Here is a 15858-nt window from a genome sequence, read left to right on the forward strand (position 1 = left end):
GGCGGGCTTTCGGCCCCTGCCCCTGCACTGCCGCCCTTTAAGTCTCGGCCTTCTTTTCCCAGCGACCGCTTTCCTCGGACCAATATTGGGCCGAGGCGCCGTCGGATTTCAGCCGCTTCCACAGGCCGCGTGCCTCATCCAACGCCACGGGATCATGGCCGTCGAACAAGACGCAGACCCGTTGGTGCGCTGCCACTTCCGCAGCCGTGACATCGGCCCCATGCACCGTCATCAGACAATCCGCCCGATTGGGGGCGCCATCCTCCAGCGTCAGCAGCACGGGCTGATCCGCGTCCTGCGGCCCGCCCGCCATGCCATGGGGCAGAAAACTGTCATCCGCATAGGTCCAAAGCGCCCGGTCCAGCGCCTGTAGCCCCGCCCGATCCGTCCCGCGCAGAGCCACGCGCCAGCCATTGGCGAGCGACTTTTCCAGCAGCATCGTCAGCGTCTCGACCAGAGGTCGCTGGGTCAGGTGATAGAAGTAAGCCGCCCCCATCAGTCGCTCAGCCCTTCTCGAAACGATCGGCGACGAGACGGTTCAACGCCGCCACGCCCCAGCCCGTCGCGCCCGCGGGCGCCAGCGTGCTTTCGGATTTCAGTGAGGCAACACCGGCAATATCGAGGTGAATCCAAGGTGTCTCATCCTTGACGAACCGCTTGAGGAATTGCGCCGCAGTGATCGACCCCGCCGGACGCCCGCCGATGTTCTTCATGTCGGCCACGCGGCTTTTCAGCAGGTCATCATAGCCCTGCCCCAGCGGCATCCGCCACGCGCCCTCGCCTTCGCTCTCGGCGGCTTTTAGGAAATCGTTGCACAGCCCGTCGTCATTCGAAAAGACCCCGGCGTTCTCATGGCCCAGCCCGATGATGATAGCCCCGGTCAGCGTCGCCAAATCAATCATCGCCGCGGGTTTGAAACGATCTTGCGCGTACCACATGACATCGCAGAGCACCAAACGCCCCTCGGCGTCGGTGTTAATCACCTCCACCGTATCGCCCTTCATCGTGGTGATCACATCGCCCGGACGGGTGGCATTGCCCGAGGGCATGTTCTCAACGATGCCCACAAGCCCCACGACATTCGCCTTGGCCTTGCGCAGCGCCAGCGTGCGCATCACGCCCGAGACGACGCCCGCGCCGCCCATGTCCATGGTCATGTCTTCCATGCCAGCCCCGGGTTTAAGGCTGATGCCGCCGGTGTCAAAGACCACGCCTTTGCCGACCAGCGCCAGAGGGGCTGCGTCATCCGCGCCGCCTTCCCACCGCATCACGACCACTTTCGATGGGCTGTCCGAACCTTGGCCCACAGACAAAAGCGTGCGCATTCCGAGCTTTGCGAGTTCTTCCTCATCCAGAACTTCAACTTTCAGGCCCAAGCTCTCCAACTCGGCCAGTCGTTCGGCAAAATTGGTGGTGGTCAGGATGTTGGCGGGCGCATTGGTCAGATCGCGGGTCATGAAGGCCCCCTCGGCCACGGCCATGAGCGGTGCGGCGGCCTCACGCGCGTCATCGGGTTTGGAGCACATAATTTCGACCGTGCCTTTGCGCACCTTGGGCGCGGATTTGTGATCTTCGAACCCGTAGTCCCGCATTGCCAGACCAAAGGCCACATCGGCCACCCGGCGTGTCGCGGCGGCGAGCATCAGCAGATCGCTGTCGCCCCGGCGCTTGGCCAGCGCGGCCCCGGCTTTGCGCGCGGTCATCACCTCTGCCCGGCGCGGCATATGGATCACGTCGACCGCCTCTGCCGCCATGCCCGCAGGATATCCCATGCTGAGAACCTCGCCGGGTTTCAGCGCCGCGAAACGCTCACTCTCTACCAGCCGCTGCAAAGCGCCTTTGGTCAGACGGTTCACCCGCCGCGCCCCGGTATCCAAACGGCCCTCAGGCTCCAGAAACACCGCGATCCGCCCGGAATGCCCCGCGATACGGTCGATGTCGGTCTCGGCGAAGGTGATGGGGGTCAGATCGGTCATGGCATGCCTCATGGTTGATTTTGCCCCAGACCTAGCGCGCCGCGCGGCCCATGGCCAGATAGCAGTTTTCCCGCCCCGCGAATTGCTCTAAGATCTGCGCAAAGGCCGTCACAGCATCTCGGGGGATCAGAGTGGCAAGAATTGACCGCTACATGCTGTCGCAACTTCTGGTTATGTTCGGCTTTTTCGCTTTGGTGCTGGTGGCGCTTTTCTGGATCAACCGCGCGGTTGTCCTGTTCGACCGCTTGATCGGCGATGGCCAGTCCGCCTTGGTGTTTTTGGAGTTTACGGCCCTTGGTCTGCCGAAACTCATCGTCACCGTCCTGCCCATCGCGACCTTTGCCGCCTCGGTCTATGTGACCAACCGCATGTCGGGCGAATCCGAGTTGACGGTGCTTCAGGCCGCAGGCTCCGGCCCGTGGCGGCTGGCGCGGCCTGTCTTCGTTTTCGGGCTTTGCGTGGCGGCGATGATGACGGTGCTGAGCCATTTTCTGGTCCCCATGGCGCAGGGGCAGTTGAAGCAGCGCGAGGCCGAAATCTCGCGCAACCTCACCGCAAGGCTGCTGACGGAGGGGACTTTTCTGCATCCCTCCGACGATGTCACCTTTTATACCCGCGCCATCGACAGCGACGGGGTGCTGCGCGATGTTTTCCTGTCGGATCGGCGCAAGGCCGACGAAGGTGTGATCTACACCGCTGCCGAAGCCTACCTCGCCCGCAACGGCGACGACACGACGCTGATCATGCTCAACGGCATGGCGCAACGGCTGGACACCGAGAGCAACCGTTTGGCCACGGCCAAATTCCGCGACTTTTCGTTCGATATTTCCCCGCTGGTCAGCAGCGGAGACGCGATCGACCTGTCGGTGAGTGCCATGGTCACGCCTGATCTGCTTTGGGATTGGGACGGGGTGGCGGCGGCGACCGACACCTCGCCGGGCGTGGTGGCCGAAGAGCTGCATGGCCGCTTCGCGCAGCCGCTGTTCTGCCTTGTCGCCGCGATGATTGGTTTCGCGACTTTGATCCTCGGCGGTTTCTCCCGCTTTGGCGTCTGGCGCGAGGCGGTGATCGCTTTCGGCCTGCTCATCGCCATTGATGGGCTGCGGGGCACGATGGTGGTGCAAATCCGCGAGGCGGCAGCGCTCTGGCCGCTGGCCTATTTGCCCTCGCTCATCGGGGCCGTGCTGACGCTGGCGATGCTTTGGCAAGCCGCACATCCGCGCTGGATAAGGCGGCGTCTGCGTGGCAAGAGGGCCGCCACATGATCCTGCATTTCTATTTCGCCCGCCGCTTTTTCATGAGCTTTCTCGTCATCACCGGGGTGCTGGCCGCGCTGGTGATGCTGGTCGATGGTGTGGATCAGGCCCGGCGTTTCGCCGATGACGATGTGGGCTGGGATCAGGTGCTGGGCATGACGCTGCTGCACATGCCCCAGACCATCAACATGATCCTGCCGCTGATCATGATCCTCGCCACGGTGGCGCTTTTCATTGGGCTTGCCCGGTCCTCCGAACTGGTGGTGACCCGGGCCGCGGGCCGCTCGGCCCTGCGCGCGCTGGTGGCCCCGGTGGTGGTGGCCTTGATCATCGGCACGCTGGCCGTGGCCATGCTCAACCCCATCGTCGCGGCGACCAGTGAGCGGGCCGAGCAATTGACCCAAGAGTACCGGTCCAATGGCCGCGCGGCGCTTTCGGTCAGTGACGAGGGGCTGTGGCTGCGGCAAGGCACGGAGGAAGGCCAATCGGTTATTCGCGCATGGCGTACCAACGCCGACGCCTCCGTGCTCTATAACGTCACGATTATCAGCTATGATGCCGAGAAGGGTCCGATCCGGCGCATCGAAGCCGAAAGCGCAAAACTCAGCAGCGGCGATTGGGAGCTCACCGGGGCAAAGATTTGGCCGCTGGCGGCCGGGGTGAACGCCGAAGGCGCGGCGGAGGTGCATGAGACCCTGACGATCCCCTCTTCCCTCACCGTCGAGCGTATCCGCGAGAGCATTGGCCGTGTCGCCGCCGTCTCGATCTATGAACTGCCCGAGTTCATCCGGCAATTGGAACAGGCCGGGTTCAGCACGCGCCAGCATGAGGTCTGGCTTCAGGCCGAGCTTGCGCGGCCCTTCTTTCTGGTGGCCATGGTTCTGGTTGCGAGCGCATTCACCATGCGCCATACCCGCTTTGGGGGGACCGGCGTCGCTGTGCTGGCCTCGATTTTGCTGGGGTTCGGTTTGTATTTCATTCGCAGTTTCGCACAGATCCTTGGCGAGAATGGCCAGATCCCCGTGATCCTTGCCGCTTGGGCGCCGCCCGTGGCGGCGATCTTTCTGGCGCTAGGCCTGCTACTGCATGCGGAGGACGGCTGACATGCGCGCGGCCCTTGTTGGACTTGCCCTTACTTTCGCGCCTCTGAGCCTCGCCGCCCAGACCGCGCCCGCCAGCGACCGCCCCGCCGTTCTGGTGGCCGATCAGGTCTTCATTACCCGCGATAAGGTCTTGGTCGCGCAGGGAAATGTCGAAGCTTTCCAAGGTGATACGCGGCTGCGCGCCACGGCGATCCGCTATGATCAGGCCACCGGCGCGCTTAGCATCGAAGGGCCGATTGTGCTGTCTGAGGGGGAGAATACCACGATCCTCGCCGATGCGGCCTCGCTCGATGCGGGTTTGCAGTCCGGCCTTTTGCGCGGCGCGCGGATGATCCTTGAACAGCAGTTGCAGCTTGCCGCCGTGCAGATCAACCGGGTCGAAGGGCGCTATAGTCAACTTTACAAAGCCGCCGTAACCTCTTGCAAAGTCTGCGAAGATGGCGAAACGCCGCTTTGGCAAATCCGCGCGAAACGGGTGGTGCATGATCAATTGGCGCAGCAGCTTTACTTTGACGAGGCGCAGTTCCGGATCAAGAACGTGCCCATTGCCTATCTGCCCCGCCTGCGGCTGCCCGACCCCACGTTGGACCGCGCGACTGGCTTTCTGGCGCCCACGGTCCGCTCGACCTCGCAACTGGGCGTGGGGCTGAAACTGCCCTATTTCATCAAGATCGGCGATCACCGCGATCTGACGCTGACGCCCTATCTATCCGCCGAAACCCGCACGCTTGAGTTCCGCTACCGTCAGGCTTTCGTTTCGGGACGGATCGAGTTCGAAGGGGCGATCACCGATGATGAGTTGGACCCCGGCAAAACCCGTGGCTACCTCTTTGGCACCGGCAGTTTCGATCTGCGGCGCGACTACAAACTGTATTTCGATATCGAAACGACGAGCGACAGTTCCTATCTCAGCGACTATGGCTATTCGGGCAAGGACCGTCTGACCAGCGAATTGACCGTCAGCCGCGCACGGCGCGATGAATATATGCGGGCAACCCTGCTGAACTACCAATCGCTCCGCGATGGTGAAGACAATGATCTGCTGCCCAATCTGGTCTTGGATGGTGAATTCCAGCGGCGTTATTTCCCGACTTCCGTGGGCGGCGAACTCCGCCTGACGCTTGAGGCCCATAGCCACCGCCGGTCGTCGGACCTCAGCACCGATGGTAATGGGGATGGCGAGGCCGACGGGCGCGATGTGTCGCGGCTTAACGGGGAGGCCGCGTGGCTGCGGCGCTTCACCTTTGGCAACGGTCTGATGACCGATGTTGAGGCGGGGGCAAGCTTTGGTCTGTTCAACATCGCGCAGGATGCCGTCTATGACGGGCGCTACTCCGACCTCGTGCCCCATGCCGCCGTGACCATGCGCTACCCCATGCAGCGCCGCGAGGCCGCGGGCGTGGTGCAACAGCTTGAACCGCTGGTGCAATTGGGCTGGACTGGCGGTGATCGCCTCGACATTCCGAATGAGGAAAGCACGCTGGTGGAATATGACGAGGGCAACCTCTTGGCGCTCAGCCGTTTCCCCCGGCCCGACCGGCGCGAACGGGGTGCTGTGGCGGCCATCGGGGTGAATTGGGCGCGGCTCGATCCCAACGGCATGGATGCCAGCTTGTCTTTCGGTCAGGTGATCCGCGCCGATGCGGATGACGCCTTTAGCTTTAGCTCTGGCCTGCAGGGCACCTATTCCGATTTCCTGCTGGCCGGACAATTGCGCAGCGACAATGGTCTGGCGCTCATCGGGCGCGGGCTGGTCGACGATGACTTCGAGGTCGCCAAGGCGGAGCTGCGCGGGGTCTGGGATTTCAAACGCGGGCAGGTCTCGGGCAGCTATGTCTGGCTTCACGAAGACGCTGCCGAGGACCGCAACGAAGACGTGTCTGAGATCACCTTCGACGGCAGCTATTCGATCAACAGCCAGTGGCAGGCCTCCGCCGAATGGCGGTTCGATCTTGCTGACGAACGCGCAGCGACGGCGGGTCTTGGCCTGAGCTACAACAATGAATGCGTGCAGGTCGACCTTTCCGTGAACCGCAGCTATTCATCCTCAACAAGTGTTGAGCCCTCAACGGATATCGGTTTTAACATCGGCCTCAGGGGCTTTGCCGCAAACACCGGAACAGAAAGATACGTACGCTCATGTGGGAAGTAACGAAACAGACCGTCCGCGCCGGGATCCGTGGGACTGCGGCACTCGCCCTTGCTCTGGTCATTGGCCAATCGGCAGCGGCGCAGAACCTCTTTGCCCCCGTGGCCCGTGTCAATGACGAGGTGATCACAGGCTACGAAGTGCAGCAGCGTCAGCGCTTCATGCAGCTGATCGGCGCGCCCGGGACCGATACCGACAGCGTGATCGACAGTCTGATCGACGATCGCCTGCGTGGGCAGATCCTTGATCAAGCCGGGCTCGAAGTTACCCCCGAGGGCATTCGATCCGGCATGGCGGAATTTGCCCGCCGCGCGGACCTGACGACCGAGGAGTTTCTGAAAGTCCTTGGCCAAGCGCAGATTTCCGAAGAGACGTTTCGCGATTTCATCGTGATCAGCGCCGCATGGCGTGATCTTATTCGCGCGCGCTACAATGGCCGGGTCGACATCACCGACGAAGAGGTCGACCGCGCGCTTGGCAGCAGCCGGGGCAACAACGGTCTGCGTGTGCTGTTGTCGGAGATTATCATTCCCGCCCCGCCGCAGAATGCCGATCAGGTGAACGCGCTGGCCGAACGCATTTCGGAAAGCCGCTCCGAGGCCGAATTCTCGTCCTATGCCAGCAAGCATTCCGCCACAGCCTCGCGCGGACGCGGGGGCCGGATGCCTTGGACACCGCTTGAAAAACTGCCCGCCAGCCTGCGGCCCATCCTCTTGGCCCTCGCCCCGGGTGAGGTGACAGCGCCGCTGCCGATCCCCAATGCCGTGGCCCTGTTCCAACTGCGCGGCATCGAAGAGACCGGCAAGCCGAGCGTCGAGTATTCCGAAATCGATTATGCCGCCTATTACATCCCCGGTGGCCGTTCCGAGGCTGCGCTGTCGCGCGCGGCTGAGCTGCGCGGTCAGGTGGATCAATGTGATGACCTCTATGGCGTGGCCAAGGGCCAGCCCGCCAATGTGCTCGACCGTGGCACCAAGGCCCCGGCGGAAATTCCGCAGGACGTGGCCATTGAACTGGCGAAACTCGATACCGGCGAAGTCTCCACCGCGCTGACCCGTGCCAATGGGGAGACTTTGGTCTTCCTGATGCTCTGCAACCGCACCACGGCGGCCAATGCCGATGTGAACCGCGAGGCGGTGGTCAGTTCGATCCGGCAGCGCAAACTTGAGGGCTATGCCACTCAGCTGCTGGAACAGGCCCGCGCCGAAGCCCGTATCACCCGCCAATGAGCCGCCCGTCCCGGCCGGTGGCCATCACCTGCGGTGAACCCGCCGGGATCGGCCCCGAGATCGCCGCCCGCGCTTGGGCGGCGCTTTCGAAGGACATCCCAATGGTCTGGATCGGCGACCCGCGTCATCTGCCGCAGGATGTCCCGCACCGCGTGATCGACAGCCCGGATGAGGTGAGCGTGCCCAGTGCCGATGCGCTGCCCGTGCTCCCCCATCCCTTCGACAGCGCTGCCCTGCCCGGCGTGCCGCAGCCCGGCCATGCGCAGGGGGTGATCGACGTGATCGCCCGGGCGGTCGATCTGGTGCAGACGGGCGCGGCCTGCGGCGTCTGCACCGCGCCGATCCACAAGAAGGCCCTGCAAGACGGGGCCGGATTCGCCTATCCGGGCCATACCGAATACCTCGCAGCACTTGCAGGTGTCGATGACGTGGTGATGATGCTCGCCTCTGATCAATTGCGCGTCGTGCCTGCCACGATCCATATCGCGCTCGATCAGGTGCCGCAGGCGCTGACCCCTTCGGGCCTGCGCCGCACGATTGAGATCACCGCGCAGGAATTGCAAAACCGCTTTGGCATCGCCCGCCCCCGGATCGCCGTCGCCGGGCTGAACCCGCACGCGGGCGAAGGCGGCAGCATGGGCCGGCAAGAGATCGACTGGATCGCGCCGCTGATCCTTGAGATGCAGGGCGAAGGCTTTGCGCTGACCGGGCCGCTGCCTGCCGATACGATGTTCCACGCCCGCGCCCGCGAGGGCTATGACGCGGCGGTGGCAATGTATCACGACCAAGCGCTGATCCCGATCAAGACCTTGGATTTCGACCGGGGCGTGAATGTGACGCTGGGGCTGCCCTTCGTGCGCACCTCGCCCGATCACGGCACCGCCTTTGACATCGCGGGCCAAGGGCGCGCCAACCCGACCAGCATGATCGAAGCGATCAAATTGGCATGGCAGATGGGCCAAAAGACATGAGTGCAATCGACAATCTCCCGCCGCTGCGCGAGGTGATCAACACCCACGAATTGGCCGCGCGGAAGTCCCTCGGCCAGAACTTCCTGCTGGATCTGAACCTCACGGCAAAGATCGCGCGGCAAGCGGGGGATATGGCCGATTGCGACGTGTTGGAGATCGGCCCCGGCCCCGGTGGCCTCACCCGTGGGCTGCTGGCTGAAGGCGCACGTCATGTGCTGGCGATCGAAAAGGACCGCCGATGCCTGCCCGCGCTGGCCGAGGTGGCGGAACATTACCCCGGTCGCCTGACGGTGATCGAAGGCGATGCGCTTGAGATCGACCCGCTGAGCCATCTGACCCCGCCCATCCGGGTGGCGGCCAACCTGCCCTATAACGTCGGGACCGAACTGCTGGTCCGTTGGCTCACCCCGCCCGAGTGGCCGCCGTTTTGGCAAAGCCTCACGCTGATGTTCCAGCGCGAGGTGGCGGAGCGGATCGTGGCAACGCCCGGCTCCAAAGCCTATGGGCGGCTGGCCGTGCTGGCGCAGTGGCGCAGCGACGCGCGGATCGTGATGCAGTTGCCGCCCGGTGCCTTCACCCCGCCGCCCAAGGTCTCGTCGAGCGTGGTGCATCTGACCGCCCTGCCCGAACCGCGCTTCCCTGCCGACCCGAAGGTGCTGAGCCATGTGGTCGCGATGGCCTTCAACCAGCGGCGCAAGATGCTGCGCTCGGCGCTCAAAGGCGCCGCGCCGGATATTGAGGACCGTCTGACCGCCGCGGGGCTGAAACCCACCGACCGCGCCGAGCAGGTGCCGCTTGAGGGGTTCTGCGCCCTCGCTCGCGAGATTGCCAAGGGGTAACCATGTTCTACCGACTATTGCTCGTCTTTGCCCTATTGCTGGGGCTTTCCGCCTGCGCCCTGCCGCGCAACGGCCCACCGCCTATGGGCACCGAGGCCGAGATCACGGAACTCGCCCGCGCTATCGAAAACCTCTCACCGCAGGTAAATCCCGAAGAGGCCGCCCGTGCCGCGCGGATCGCTTACCGGCATACCCATGACCTGGCGATCGCCTATCAGATCACCGACCCGCCGCTGATCCATAACGTGAAGGTCAACAACGGCAGCAAGCCGCGCGGCCTGTGTTGGCATTGGGCAGAGGATTTGGAGAAACGCCTGAAGGCCGAGGGTTTCGCAACCCTCGACCTGCACCGCGCCATCGCCAATGGCGACTCGCGGATTCTGCTGGATCATTCCACGGCCATCATCTCGGCCGCCGGTGCGCCGATGCAGGCGGGGCTTGTCCTTGATCCGTGGCGGCGCGGGGGGGAACTGTTCTGGTCGCCGGTCACCAGCGACCCGCGGTATGACTGGGCGCCCCGCGAAGAGGTGCTGCGGCGCAACGGGCGGATCAGATATGTGCAGGCGGGGATGGAAGGGTAAATCTGCCCCGCGCTGTCGACCATCACCACCCACGAAAAAGCCCCGCAAATTGCGGGGCTTTTCTTATTCTGCGACCTTTGCGGTGTCGCTCTTGCTGTCGCCACCCTCCTGCGGCTGTGCCTCTGCCGCTTTCGGCTTGGGCTTGCGGCGCGGGGCGCGTTTCGGCTTGGGCTTGCTTTCGGGCGTGTCGACCAGCGTGCTCTCTTCGCTGTTCGTCTCGGCCTCGGCCTGCTGTTGCGCGGGCTCTTGCTGCTCGGGCTGTTTGTCGGCTTTCGGCTGCTCGCCCTGCGACTGGCCGCCCTGCTGTGCCTCGCGCTCCTGACGCTCGGCCCGCTCGCGATCCCGCTCGGCCTGACGCTCACGGTTCTGGCGCTCTTGCTCCTCGCGGCGCTGGTCCACTTCGCGCTGTGCCTCGCTCAGCAGGCGCAGGTAGTGTTCGGCGTGCTGTTGAAAGTTCTCGGCGGCCACACGGTCATTGCTCAACTGGGCATCGCGGGCCAGTTGGTTGTATTTCTCGATAACCTGCTGCGGCGTGCCGCGCACCTTGCCCTCGGGGCCGGAGCTGTCAAAAACACGGTTGACGACATTGCCGCCGCCACCTTGCGACGAGCGTTTGCGGTTATTCTTCGACCGGGAGCGTGATCTGGGAGAATTCATGGAATGATGTCAGCCTTGTGTGCTGTGTGTCGTTCACCGGGGGTGCAAAGCACGTCTTGAACCCGGCCTAAGCGATATGTTGGGCATAGTGCCGCGCGGGACCGCCTGTGGCATCCACCGCTGCAACACCCCTGACTAACCATGCCAGAAAGGCTTGGGCAAGAAGAAACTGCCGCTTAGCCCGCCAAATGGCGGTTTTTTCGCGATTTCACGCCGGTTTATCGGCTGAAACGACCCTTGGCCGCCCATCGAGATCATGCGCCAGCTTGACCCGGCCCCAGCCCGCCGCGGTAAAGATTTCCTGCACCGCTTCGCCCTGTTGCCAGCCGATTTCGACCATAACGCGGCCTTGAGCCGTGAGGTAGCCCTGCGCCTCGGCGGCGATGATGCGGTAGATGCTCAGCCCGTCTTGGCCGTCAGTCAGCGCCATTTCCGGCTCATGCTGGCGCAATTCCGGTGAGACATCGGCCATTTCCTCGGCGGCCAGATAGGGCGGGTTCGACAGGATCAGATCAAACCGCCCCTCAACGGCGCTGAACCAATCGGACTGCCGGATATCGGTGCGGTCGGCCACCCCGTGCTGCACCGCATTGGCGCTGGCCTGAAGGCAGGCAGCTTCCGAGAGGTCCACCCCCAGCCCCGTCGCCGCTGCCCGTTCGGCCAGCAGGGTAACGAGGATACAGCCCGAGCCGGTGCCGAGGTCCAGAATGCGGGTGAAATCCTCGCCGAGCGCGAGGTCAATCAGGGTCTCCGTCTCAGGCCGCGGGTCAAGCACATCGCGGCTGATCGCGAAATCGCGGCCATAAAAGGCCCGCCGGCCGATCAACTGCGAGACTGGCACGCGCACGGCGCGCAGGGAGATGAGCTGGTCAAAGCGTTCGGCAACCTCGGGGGCGATTTCCTCGGGCGCGATGAGGGTCACGCGGGCGGCATCGACAGCGGCGGCATGGGCGAGCAACAGCCGCGCATCCCGCGCCGGATCGGGCACACCGGCGGCACGCAGCCGTCCGGCGGCGGCGGCCATGGCTTGGGCGGCGGTTTGGGCCCTCACCCCTCCATCTCCGCCAATTGCCGGGCTTGGGCGTCGGCAGTCAGGGCATCGACGATCTCATCCAGATCGCCCTGCATCACGGCTTCGAGCCGGTAAAGCGTCAGGTTGATCCGATGGTCCGTCATACGACCTTGGGGGAAATTATAGGTGCGGATCCGCTCGGACCGGTCACCGGATCCCACCTGCGCCGCCCGGTCGGCAGAGCGCTCGCTGTCCATCCGGCTGCGCTCCATATCATAGAGCCGTGCTTTGAGCACCTGCATCGCCTTGTCGCGGTTGCGGTGTTGGGACTTCTCTGACGAGGTGACGACGATCCCGGTCGGGATATGGGTGATCCGCACGGCGGAATCAGTGGTGTTGACGTGCTGGCCGCCCGCGCCCGAAGAGCGCATCGTGTCGATCCGCAGGTCATTTGCGTTGATCTCGATATCCACATCCTCGGCCTCGGGCAGCACCGCCACGGTCGCCGCCGAAGTATGGATACGCCCGCCGCTTTCGGTGGTGGGCACGCGCTGCACCCGGTGCACGCCGCTTTCGAACTTAAGCCGGGCAAAGACGTTCTGACCGGTGATATGGGCCACGACCTCTTTCACGCCGCCGAGTTCGGTCATCTGGCTTTCGATCAGGTCAAACCCCCAGCCCTGCGCCTCGGCATAGCGTTGGTACATGCGCAGCAGGTCACCGGCGAAAAGTGCCGCCTCATCGCCGCCCGTACCTGGGCGGATCTCCAACATGGCGGGTTTCGCATCCGCCGCGTCGCGCGGCAGAAGTGCGAGTTGCAACCCCTGCTCGACCTCCGGCAGACGGGCGCGCAGGCGCGGCAGTTCATCCCGCGCAAGCTCAGCCATCTCGGGGTCTTTCAGCATCTCTTCGGCCTCTTCAAGGTCGCGCTGAAGCTGCTGGTAAAGATCGATCTGATCGACCACGGGCTTGAGATCGCTGTATTCTTTGGCGAGGGCTGCAAAATCGGCCCCATCGGAACCCGCAGACATGCTGGCCTCCAGAAACTGGAAGCGTTGCGAGATTTGCGCGAGACGGTGCATCGGGATCATGGGGTTCCTGTCGCTTATGCAATTGCTTTGGTCAAGAGGCGGCTTGTGCTATCATGGGCTATGACACGTCTTATGCCGCTCATCTGCCTTATGGGCCTGACGGCCCTGCACCCTGCCCTTGCGGATGTCAAAGCGCCGGGCGGCAAGACGATTGATTGCTATTGCACCAACAGCAGCGGCGCCCGGGTGGAACTGGGTGAGACCATTTGCCTGCAAGTGGATGGGCGCATGTTCATGGCGCAATGCCAGATGTCGCTCAATGTGCCGATGTGGCGGGAGGTGCAGCAAGGCTGCCTGTCATCGCGCCTCGATCTGATCAAGCCATCCGTTGACCCGCTTGGCGTTGACCCCCAGATCTGATCGGCCAAAGCGCGAGCGGCCATAGACCTCGACATAGCGCGGCGCGTCTCCATAGATGCCGATGGTGGTGAAATCGGGATAGCCCATCAATTTGGTGCGGGTGACATAGGTGACCTGCCCCTCGGCGAGCGATCCGGCGACGACTTCGGTGCGCGGGGTTTGCAGGATCACCCGGTCAAGCTGGGCCAAGGTCTCGGCCCCGTCGCCCTCGACGGGCGCGCGCCAGATATAGCTGTTGGTGCCTTGGGTCTTGCCCATCTTCTGCCCTTCGGCCTGAACATGCCAACGCGCGGTGTCGATGGGCGCAAGGCGGACATAGGCCACCAAGGCGACGAGGGCGATCACGATGATCCAGAACAGCATTTTAAGCACCTTTCAAAGCTCGGCGGTCAGGGGCGACGGAGGTCGCAGTAAGCAAGCCGGCCCGCCGTTCAGCGGACCGGTGCGTGATGTCGTGGCTTTCGCTCACGCGGTTCTCATGCGGTGACCCAACAGCGACAGAATCTCGGTCGCGACATGGGCGCCTGCGACCGCCGTGGCGCCGGTTGTGTCGAAGGGGGGCGAGACTTCGACGACGTCACCCCCCATGATGTTGATCCCCGCAAGATCGCGCAGCATGATCGACGCCTGCGCCGAGGTCAGCCCCCCCCACACCGGCGTGCCGGTCCCGGGGGCAAAGGCCGGGTCCAGCGCGTCGATGTCAAAGGTCAGATAGCAGGGGCGATCGCCGAGGATTTCCTTGATCTTGGCCACGGTGGCCTGCGGCCCTTTCTCATGCACCTCACGCGCGTCGATGATATTGACGCCCATCGTGTCTTCGTTGGTGGTGCGGATGCCGACCTGAACGCTGGTAGACGGGTCGACAATGCCAGACTTCACGGCCTTGTAGAACATCGTCCCGTGGTCGATCCGGTCCATGTCGTCGTCTTCCCAAGTATCCGTATGCGCATCGAACTGTAACAGGCTGATGGGCCCGTATTTTTCCGCATAGGCCTTGAGGATCGGGAATGAGATATAGTGATCCCCCCCCAGCACTACAGAGGCCGCCCCGGCGTCCAGAATGGTCTTGATATGGGCCGTCAGGGCGGCGGGAAACTGGCTGACATGACCATAGTCGAAGGCCAGATCGCCGTAATCCGCGATGGCGAATTCGCTGAGCACGTCGAAATCCCAGCCATAGGGCGCATCGGGCGCTTGCAGCGCGCTGGCCTCGCGGATGGCGCGGGGGCCTAGGCGCGTGCCGGGGCGGTTGGTCACCGCTTGATCGAAGGGCACGCCGGTCACCGCGATGTCGACGCCGGTCAGATCCTTGGTGTATTTCCGTCGCAGGAAGGAGGTCGCCCCGCCAAAGGTCAACTCATAGCTCGGCCCTTTGAGGTCCTCGCGGGTAAAGGCCATATCCATCTGTTTGGCCGCGTCTTCCAATGCCATTAGTTGCCTCCTGCTGGCTGTGCCCGCTCAACGATACGGGCGAAAAAGGATGCGCCAAGCGGCGCGATCTCGTCGTTGAAGTCGTATTCCGGGTGGTGCAGCCCCGCGCCTTCCCCAGCCCCGAGGAAGAGATAGGCACCGGGGCGTTTTTCAAGCATGAAGCTGAAATCCTCCGCACCCATCTCGCGGCCATAGTCACCGTGCACTTGGGCCGCGCCCACTACCTCGGTCGCTGCCGCGATGGCGGCCTCGGCCTTGGCCGGATCATTGACCGTGGCGGGATAGCCGACCTCATAGTCCAACTCGGCGGTGACGTCATAACTCGCCGCCTGCCCGTCCACGATCTGCTGCATCCGGCGCATCACCATGGCCTGCACCTCACGGTCAAAGGTGCGCACGGTACCGTTGATATAGGCGGTTTCGGGGATGATGTTATCGGCGGTGCCGGTGTGGATCTGCGTGACTGAGACGACCAAATCCTGCGCCGCGACATGGTTGCGGCTGACGATGGTCTGAATGGCCGTGGCGATGCCACAGGCCGCCACAACGGGGTCGCGGCTCTCATGGGGCATCGCGCCATGGCCGCCTTTGCCCTTGATATGAATGTGGAACTCATCCACCGCCGCCATGATCGGCCCCGGCGTCGTGTAGAATGCGCCTTCGTCAAAGCCGGGCGCGTTGTGGATGCCGTAAACCTGCGCGATTTCGAACCGCTCCATGATGCCTTCTTCGACCATCACGCCCGCGCCGCCGCCCGCCTCTTCGGCGGGTTGAAAGATCAGCGCCACCCGGCCTGCGAAATTGCGTGTCTCGGCCAGATATCGCGCCGCGCCGAGAAGCATGGTGGTGTGCCCGTCATGGCCGCAGGCGTGCATCTTGCCCTCCCGCGTGCTGGCATAGTCCTTGCCCGTTGCCTCTTGGATCGGCAGCGCATCCATATCGGCGCGCAGGCCGATGGTCGGGCCTTCGCCCTGCCCCTCGATGATCGCCACGATGCCGGTTGTCGCGATGCCCTCGTGCAGTTCATCCACACCAAATTCGCGCAGCCGCTCGGCCACGAAAGCTGCCGTCTCATGGCAGTCAAACGCCAGTTCGGGGATCCCGTGCAAATGGCGCCGCCATGCTGTCATATCCTCCGCAAAGGCGTTGATGCGGTTCACCACGGGCATGGGCTGGACTCCTTGGGGTTGGTTTGGTCAGGGT

Annotated in this window: 16 protein-coding genes; 8 read left to right on the top strand and 8 right to left on the bottom strand. The window is 63.8% G+C overall.

The annotated features are described in order from the left end of the window. Nucleotides 1–37 precede the first annotated feature (37 nt). Nucleotides 38–496, bottom strand: a complete 459-nt coding sequence (locus ACGYLX_RS05450; protein WP_394447774.1) for a DNA polymerase III subunit chi — start codon at nt 494–496, stop codon at nt 38–40. Between the two features lie 7 nt (nt 497–503). Continuing rightward, a complete protein-coding gene (locus ACGYLX_RS05455; protein WP_394447777.1) occupies nt 504–1976 on the bottom strand; it encodes a leucyl aminopeptidase in 1473 nt (490 codons plus the stop codon). A gap of 131 nt (nt 1977–2107) precedes the next feature. On the opposite strand from ACGYLX_RS05455, the gene lptF reads away from it, so the two are divergent. From lptF to ACGYLX_RS05490, 7 genes are read left to right on the top strand one after another with little or no spacing between them, the layout of a single operon-like run. Beyond that, nucleotides 2108–3241 carry an LPS export ABC transporter permease LptF gene (gene lptF / locus ACGYLX_RS05460; protein WP_067265972.1) on the top strand — a complete coding sequence of 378 codons (1134 nt, stop codon included), beginning with the start codon at nt 2108–2110 and terminating at the stop codon, nt 3239–3241. Continuing rightward, complete coding sequence (gene lptG / locus ACGYLX_RS05465; RefSeq protein WP_394447778.1) at nt 3238–4335, top strand: LPS export ABC transporter permease LptG; 1098 nt, start codon at nt 3238–3240, stop codon at nt 4333–4335. Before lptF ends, lptG begins: the two co-directional genes overlap by 4 nt. Before the next feature lies 1 nt (nt 4336). Continuing rightward, the gene (locus ACGYLX_RS05470) at nt 4337–6487 is read left to right on the top strand and encodes an LPS-assembly protein LptD (RefSeq protein WP_394447781.1); all 2151 of its coding nucleotides are present in this window, start codon (nt 4337–4339) and stop codon (nt 6485–6487) included. Continuing rightward, nucleotides 6475–7713 (top strand): peptidylprolyl isomerase, encoded by a 1239-nt coding sequence (locus tag ACGYLX_RS05475; protein ID WP_394447783.1) that lies wholly within the window; start codon nt 6475–6477, stop codon nt 7711–7713. Before ACGYLX_RS05470 ends, ACGYLX_RS05475 begins: the two co-directional genes overlap by 13 nt. Then, on the top strand, nt 7710–8684 hold the full coding sequence (pdxA, locus tag ACGYLX_RS05480) for a 4-hydroxythreonine-4-phosphate dehydrogenase PdxA (protein WP_394447784.1): 975 nt from the start codon (nt 7710–7712) through the stop codon (nt 8682–8684). Before ACGYLX_RS05475 ends, pdxA begins: the two co-directional genes overlap by 4 nt. Then, nucleotides 8681–9523 (top strand): 16S rRNA (adenine(1518)-N(6)/adenine(1519)-N(6))-dimethyltransferase RsmA, encoded by an 843-nt coding sequence (rsmA, locus tag ACGYLX_RS05485; RefSeq protein ID WP_394447787.1) that lies wholly within the window; start codon nt 8681–8683, stop codon nt 9521–9523. Before pdxA ends, rsmA begins: the two co-directional genes overlap by 4 nt. Nucleotides 9524–9525: 2 nt before the next feature. Then, complete coding sequence (locus tag ACGYLX_RS05490; RefSeq protein ID WP_394447789.1) at nt 9526–10104, top strand: hypothetical protein; 579 nt, start codon at nt 9526–9528, stop codon at nt 10102–10104. A gap of 63 nt (nt 10105–10167) precedes the next feature. Here ACGYLX_RS05490 and ACGYLX_RS05495 read toward each other — a convergent pair whose 3' ends face one another. The 3 genes from ACGYLX_RS05495 to prfA form a co-directional block, all read right to left on the bottom strand. Further along, complete coding sequence (locus tag ACGYLX_RS05495; protein ID WP_394417835.1) at nt 10168–10761, bottom strand: DUF4167 domain-containing protein; 594 nt, start codon at nt 10759–10761, stop codon at nt 10168–10170. A gap of 208 nt (nt 10762–10969) precedes the next feature. Further along, entirely contained in the window at nt 10970–11812 is an 843-nt protein-coding gene (gene prmC / locus ACGYLX_RS05500) for a peptide chain release factor N(5)-glutamine methyltransferase (RefSeq protein ID WP_394447792.1), read from the bottom strand. Further along, nucleotides 11809–12864 (bottom strand): peptide chain release factor 1, encoded by a 1056-nt coding sequence (gene prfA, locus ACGYLX_RS05505; protein WP_394447795.1) that lies wholly within the window; start codon nt 12862–12864, stop codon nt 11809–11811. The genes prmC and prfA overlap by 4 nt, the downstream gene beginning before the upstream one ends. 60 nt (nt 12865–12924) lie before the next feature. Here prfA and ACGYLX_RS05510 point away from each other — a divergent pair, with 60 nt between their 5' ends. Next, a complete protein-coding gene (locus tag ACGYLX_RS05510) occupies nt 12925–13224 on the top strand; it encodes a hypothetical protein (RefSeq protein ID WP_271687199.1) in 300 nt (99 codons plus the stop codon). Here ACGYLX_RS05510 and ACGYLX_RS05515 read toward each other — a convergent pair. The 3 genes from ACGYLX_RS05515 to ACGYLX_RS05525 form a co-directional block, all read right to left on the bottom strand. Further along, complete coding sequence (locus ACGYLX_RS05515) at nt 13162–13587, bottom strand: DUF1499 domain-containing protein (RefSeq protein ID WP_394447797.1); 426 nt, start codon at nt 13585–13587, stop codon at nt 13162–13164. The genes ACGYLX_RS05510 and ACGYLX_RS05515 overlap by 63 nt on opposite strands. Before the next feature lie 102 nt (nt 13588–13689). Further along, a complete protein-coding gene (gene speB, locus ACGYLX_RS05520) occupies nt 13690–14655 on the bottom strand; it encodes an agmatinase (RefSeq protein WP_394447799.1) in 966 nt (321 codons plus the stop codon). Beyond that, the gene (locus ACGYLX_RS05525) at nt 14655–15824 is read right to left on the bottom strand and encodes a M20 aminoacylase family protein (RefSeq protein ID WP_322327674.1); all 1170 of its coding nucleotides are present in this window, start codon (nt 15822–15824) and stop codon (nt 14655–14657) included. The genes speB and ACGYLX_RS05525 overlap by 1 nt, the downstream gene beginning before the upstream one ends. Nucleotides 15825–15858 lie beyond the last annotated feature (34 nt).

The sequence above is a fragment of the Sulfitobacter sp. 1A13496 genome (assembly GCF_043557225.1).
Taxonomy (GTDB): domain Bacteria; phylum Pseudomonadota; class Alphaproteobacteria; order Rhodobacterales; family Rhodobacteraceae; genus Sulfitobacter; species Sulfitobacter faviae.

Excerpts from the sequence above, each read along its gene's own strand:
- ACGYLX_RS05450 (WP_394447774.1), bottom strand. The coding sequence starts at position 496 with ATGGGGGCGGCTTACTTCTATCACCTGACCCAGCGACCTCTGGTCGAG.
- ACGYLX_RS05455 (WP_394447777.1), bottom strand. The coding sequence starts at position 1,976 with ATGACCGATCTGACCCCCATCACCTTCGCCGAGACCGACATCGACCGT.
- lptG (WP_394447778.1), top strand. The coding sequence starts at position 3,238 with ATGATCCTGCATTTCTATTTCGCCCGCCGCTTTTTCATGAGCTTTCTC.
- ACGYLX_RS05470 (WP_394447781.1), top strand. The coding sequence starts at position 4,337 with ATGCGCGCGGCCCTTGTTGGACTTGCCCTTACTTTCGCGCCTCTGAGC.
- ACGYLX_RS05475 (WP_394447783.1), top strand. The coding sequence starts at position 6,475 with ATGTGGGAAGTAACGAAACAGACCGTCCGCGCCGGGATCCGTGGGACT.
- pdxA (WP_394447784.1), top strand. The coding sequence starts at position 7,710 with ATGAGCCGCCCGTCCCGGCCGGTGGCCATCACCTGCGGTGAACCCGCC.
- rsmA (WP_394447787.1), top strand. The coding sequence starts at position 8,681 with ATGAGTGCAATCGACAATCTCCCGCCGCTGCGCGAGGTGATCAACACC.
- ACGYLX_RS05490 (WP_394447789.1), top strand. The coding sequence starts at position 9,526 with ATGTTCTACCGACTATTGCTCGTCTTTGCCCTATTGCTGGGGCTTTCC.
- ACGYLX_RS05495 (WP_394417835.1), bottom strand. The coding sequence starts at position 10,761 with ATGAATTCTCCCAGATCACGCTCCCGGTCGAAGAATAACCGCAAACGC.
- prfA (WP_394447795.1), bottom strand. The coding sequence starts at position 12,864 with ATGATCCCGATGCACCGTCTCGCGCAAATCTCGCAACGCTTCCAGTTT.
- ACGYLX_RS05510 (WP_271687199.1), top strand. The coding sequence starts at position 12,925 with ATGACACGTCTTATGCCGCTCATCTGCCTTATGGGCCTGACGGCCCTG.
- ACGYLX_RS05515 (WP_394447797.1), bottom strand. The coding sequence starts at position 13,587 with ATGCTGTTCTGGATCATCGTGATCGCCCTCGTCGCCTTGGTGGCCTAT.
- speB (WP_394447799.1), bottom strand. The coding sequence starts at position 14,655 with ATGGCATTGGAAGACGCGGCCAAACAGATGGATATGGCCTTTACCCGC.
- ACGYLX_RS05525 (WP_322327674.1), bottom strand. The coding sequence starts at position 15,824 with ATGCCCGTGGTGAACCGCATCAACGCCTTTGCGGAGGATATGACAGCA.